Origin of the sequence: Burkholderia sp. Ac-20392 (assembly GCF_017104585.1) — a bacterium.
GTDB lineage: Bacteria > Pseudomonadota > Gammaproteobacteria > Burkholderiales > Burkholderiaceae > Burkholderia > Burkholderia lata.
Genome location: NZ_JAAGPB010000665.1, coordinates 1 through 3761, shown reverse-complemented (window position 1 = coordinate 3761; position 3761 = coordinate 1). Strand labels below are relative to the sequence as shown.

General features: G+C 67.1%; 5 protein-coding genes and 1 pseudogene. 2 read left to right on the top strand and 4 right to left on the bottom strand.

Features of this window, described 5'->3' with window-relative positions:
* Window positions 1-196: pseudogene (locus G3N99_RS36505) on the top strand (iron ABC transporter permease); the annotation flags it as partial.
* Window positions 197-200: 4 nt separating this feature from the next.
* Entirely contained in the window at window positions 201-974 is a 774-nt protein-coding gene (locus G3N99_RS36500; protein WP_206124787.1) for an ABC transporter ATP-binding protein, read from the top strand.
* A gap of 55 nt (window positions 975-1029) precedes the next feature.
* Here the strand turns inward: G3N99_RS36500 and G3N99_RS36495 are convergent, their stop codons facing one another.
* The 4 genes from G3N99_RS36495 to G3N99_RS36480 all read right to left on the bottom strand — a co-directional run bounded on the left by G3N99_RS36495 (window position 1030) and on the right by G3N99_RS36480 (window position 3493).
* Window positions 1030-1500: an Lrp/AsnC family transcriptional regulator gene (locus G3N99_RS36495; protein WP_011351482.1), complete on the bottom strand. Its 471-nt coding sequence runs from the start codon at window positions 1498-1500 to the stop codon at window positions 1030-1032.
* Between the two features lie 247 nt (window positions 1501-1747).
* On the bottom strand, window positions 1748-2389 hold the full coding sequence (locus tag G3N99_RS36490) for an NAD(P)H-binding protein (protein WP_206124786.1): 642 nt from the start codon (window positions 2387-2389) through the stop codon (window positions 1748-1750).
* Window positions 2390-2518: 129 nt separating this feature from the next.
* The gene (locus G3N99_RS36485) at window positions 2519-2974 is read right to left on the bottom strand and encodes an Rrf2 family transcriptional regulator (protein ID WP_089472448.1); all 456 of its coding nucleotides are present in this window, start codon (window positions 2972-2974) and stop codon (window positions 2519-2521) included.
* Window positions 2975-3064: 90 nt separating this feature from the next.
* Window positions 3065-3493: a hypothetical protein gene (locus G3N99_RS36480; RefSeq protein ID WP_174915176.1), complete on the bottom strand. Its 429-nt coding sequence runs from the start codon at window positions 3491-3493 to the stop codon at window positions 3065-3067.
* Window positions 3494-3761 lie beyond the last annotated feature (268 nt).

Genomic DNA, 3761 nt, shown 5'->3' with positions numbered 1-3761 from the left:
CGTCGATGCGATGAAGGAATTGCCGGCGACGCTGCTGCTGCGTCCGCTGAACTTCGACACGCTCGCGACCTGGCTGTATGCGGAAGCCGCGCGCGGCACCTACGAGGAAGGCGCGGTCGCCGCGCTCGCGATCGTGCTGGCCGGGCTGGTGCCCGTGATCCTGCTCGCCCGCACCCGCCACAAGATCGGAGCCTGACACCATGAACCTGCTCGAACTCGACGACCTCTGCCTCGCCTACGACACGCCGCACGGCCGCCGCACCGTGGTCGACGGGCTGAGCCTCGCGCTGCCGCGCGGCGACATCGGCTGCCTGCTTGGTGCGTCGGGCTGCGGCAAGACCACCGTGCTGCGTGCGATCGCCGGCTTCGAGCCGGTGCGCATGGGGCGCATCGTGCTGGACGGCGCGCCCGTCGCGGCGCCGTCGCTCGACGTGCCGCCCGAGCGGCGCCGCATCGGCATGATGTTCCAGGATTACGCGCTGTTCCCGCACCTGAGCGCGGCGGACAACGTCGCGTTCGGCCTGCGGCGCATACCGAAGGCCGAACGGCGCCTGCGCGTCGCGGAGATGCTCGACCTCGTCGGCCTCGCCGATTCCGGCAACGCCTATCCGCACGAACTGTCGGGCGGCCAGCAACAGCGTGTCGCACTCGCGCGTGCGCTCGCACCGTCACCGGAGCTGCTGCTGCTCGACGAGCCGTTCTCGAATCTCGACGTCGATACGCGCGAGCGGCTCGCGTTCGAACTGCGCGACATCCTGAAACGCACGGGCCACACCGCGATCCTCGTCACGCACAACCAGGCCGAAGCATTTGCGATCGCCGACCGGATCGGCGTGATGAAGGACGGCCAACTCGCGCAATGGGATACGCCGTACGCGCTGCATCACCATCCGGCCAGCCCGTTCGTCGCGGATTTCGTGCGCCGCGACGCGCTGGCCGACGAACGCGCACGCGCACTGGCGCGCGGCCGCTGAACCCGCCAGCGCGATGCACGCCCGCGTCGCTTCATTGCGGCCTTTCATTGCCGCGTCAGGCCGGTTCCGCAAGATCGCGCACGGGCAGCGCGGTCGAATACTTGATCTGCTCCATCGCGAACGACGAGCTGACGTCGAACAGCGGCACCGCGCGAATCAGTTGCTTGTAGACGCGGTCGTAATCGTCGATGCCGGCCACCACGACGCGCAGCAGGTAATCGGTCTCGCCGCTCATCCGGTACACCTCGACCACTTCCGGCATGTCGCGCACGGCCTGCGTGAAACGCTGCGCCCATTCCTCGGTGTGCTGGTTCGTGCGGATCGCGACGAACACGGTCGTGCCGACCCCGAGCTTGCGCGGATCGCACAGCGCAACCTGCGCGCGAATCGCGCCGGTTTCCTTGAGCCGCTGCACGCGCTTCCAGCACGGCGTCTGCGACAGGTTCACGCGCTGTGCCAGTTCCGCGATCGGCAGCGTGGCATCCGCCTGCAACAGCTCCAGCAGCTTGCGATCGATGGCGTCCATTTCTCCAGTCCCTCGTAGATAGAAATTTATTCTATTCATCCTGCACAACGGGGAACAATATGGAAACGGCTGCGCCGCGTCGACCGGTATAAATACCGATCCGGTACTCGCCCGAAACGAGCGATTCAACCGGTACGCGGCATGCACCAAATGAAACAGGCGATCCCGCCCGTGAAGGTGGAATCGCCCGAGGTTCCTGCACGTCGCGGCCAGCCCGGCGCCTGCGCGCCACCGGCCGGCGCACCGCTCAATACGCGACCGTCGCGATCTCGCGCACGAAGCTGTCTTGCTCGAGCGCGTCGACGAACGCGATCGCGTAGTCTTCCGCCGAGATCTTGCTGTTGCCTTGTGTGTCCACGATCAGCTTGCCGACGCCCGTGCGGAACGTACCCGTCCGCTCGCCCGGGGCGATCAGCGCGGCCGGCGCGAAGAACGTCCAGTCGAGATCGCCGACCGTCTTCAGGTAGTCGAGCGCATCGCGGTGCGCGAGTGCGACCGCCTTGTACGCTTCCGGGAAACCTTCGCTGTCCACGAGTTGCTTGCCCGGTGCGACTTCGAGCGAACCGGCACCGCCCACCACCACGAGCCGCTTCAGCCCTGCCTGGCGCGTGCCGGCGACCAGCGCCTTCGCTGCCGCGACAACCTTCGCCGCATCATCCTGCTTCGGACCGTACGCGCTTGCGACGACGTCATGGCCCGGCAGCGCGGCTGCGATGCTGGCCGCATCGAACAGGTCGGCCGCCTTCGCGGTGATGCCGTCGCCGGCGGCACCCGGATTGCGCGACAGCGCGGTCACGCGATGGCCGCGTCGTGCGGCTTCCGCGGCGATGCGCGAGCCGATCGTGCCGGTGGCGCCGAACAGCGCGATATTCAAAGTACGTTGCGTCATATCGATTCTCCAGTAATAAAAATATGTAACACAGTTAATTACACATAAGACCGAAAAAAACGGGGCAAAGCCCCCGTTGCGCCGGTCGCCGCGCCTCTCGCGCCGTCCGGCTTCCTGCCCTGCCGCCAGTCACCCGCCGGCGCGTGCCGCCTGTTGCGTGCGCTGCTCCAGGTCCAGCACGTCGGCCGTGACGTCGGCCAGCGTGCGGGTGCCAAGCGATGCTTCCATCGCCCGCTGCGCGTCGCCGATGTAGTCGATCAGCGCGCCCTGGATGTGCCGCCCGACGAGACACGCGGGATTCGGCGCCTCACGGTGCAGCGCAAACAGTTGCGCATCGTCGACCGCGCGATACACGTCGAGCAGCGTGATCGCGCCGGGCTCGCGCGCCAGCAGCGCACCGCCGCCCGCGCCCAGTTGCGACGTGGTCAGCCCTGCGGCCGCCAGCATCGACAGCAACCGGCGGATCAGCGCCGGATTCGTGTTCACGCTGCCCGCGATGATGTCGGACGACAGCGGCACGCCCTCCTGCATCGACAGCAAGGCAAGCACGTGGACGGCAAACGCGAACCGGCTGCTGGTATTCATTCCTGACTCACTTGACGACGCCGGCCCATCCCGCGGCCGGCGACATATGTAACTACTATAATTACATTTCGCGGATCATGCAAGCCCGCGTCACTCTCCGCTCGCGGGCTTGGCGCCTGACGCGTTCTGCTGGCTCCACTGCTGGAGCTTCTTGCCGGCTTCGGCGATCTTCGCGCCGGCTTCGGAAGCCGCATGCGCGACGACCGCGGACGCGGCCGCGTCGATCTGCGCCTGCGCGGCGGATGCGAGGCCGCTCGCGGACAGCGGCGGCACGGCCGACGCTGCAGACGCGATGCCGGCCTTCGCGGCGTTGATCTGCTGGTTGACGGTGCTCGCCACCTGGTCGAGCGCCTTGGCCGCGTTGTTCGCGGCATCGGCGGCCGCGCTCGCGGCCGTATCGGGTTGCGTGACCGGCGCACCGGACTTCTCGCAGCCCGCGAGCAACAGCAGCGCACCGGCGGCCACGGCCGCCAGTACGGACCCGGGCACGCGACGCGCCCGCGAAGTCTTCATGTTCATCAGCAATCTCCGGCCGCGCGCCGCGCGGCCTCGTGGTTGGACCGACGTCGATGATACCGCCTGTGGAACAGGGCCAATCACGCGCCGTTATTAAAAATGGCTTTCAATTTCGGACTCGTCTGATTTAATCGCACACGCGAGGACACTAAAGTGGGCACGCTTCAATCCGCTTTGGACGTGCCCCCTTTTTCTCATGAATATCCTCGTCGACTGGTTCATCGCCCTGGCCGCCGTGCTCGCCACCATCCTGTTCCTGTGCCTGCGCCCA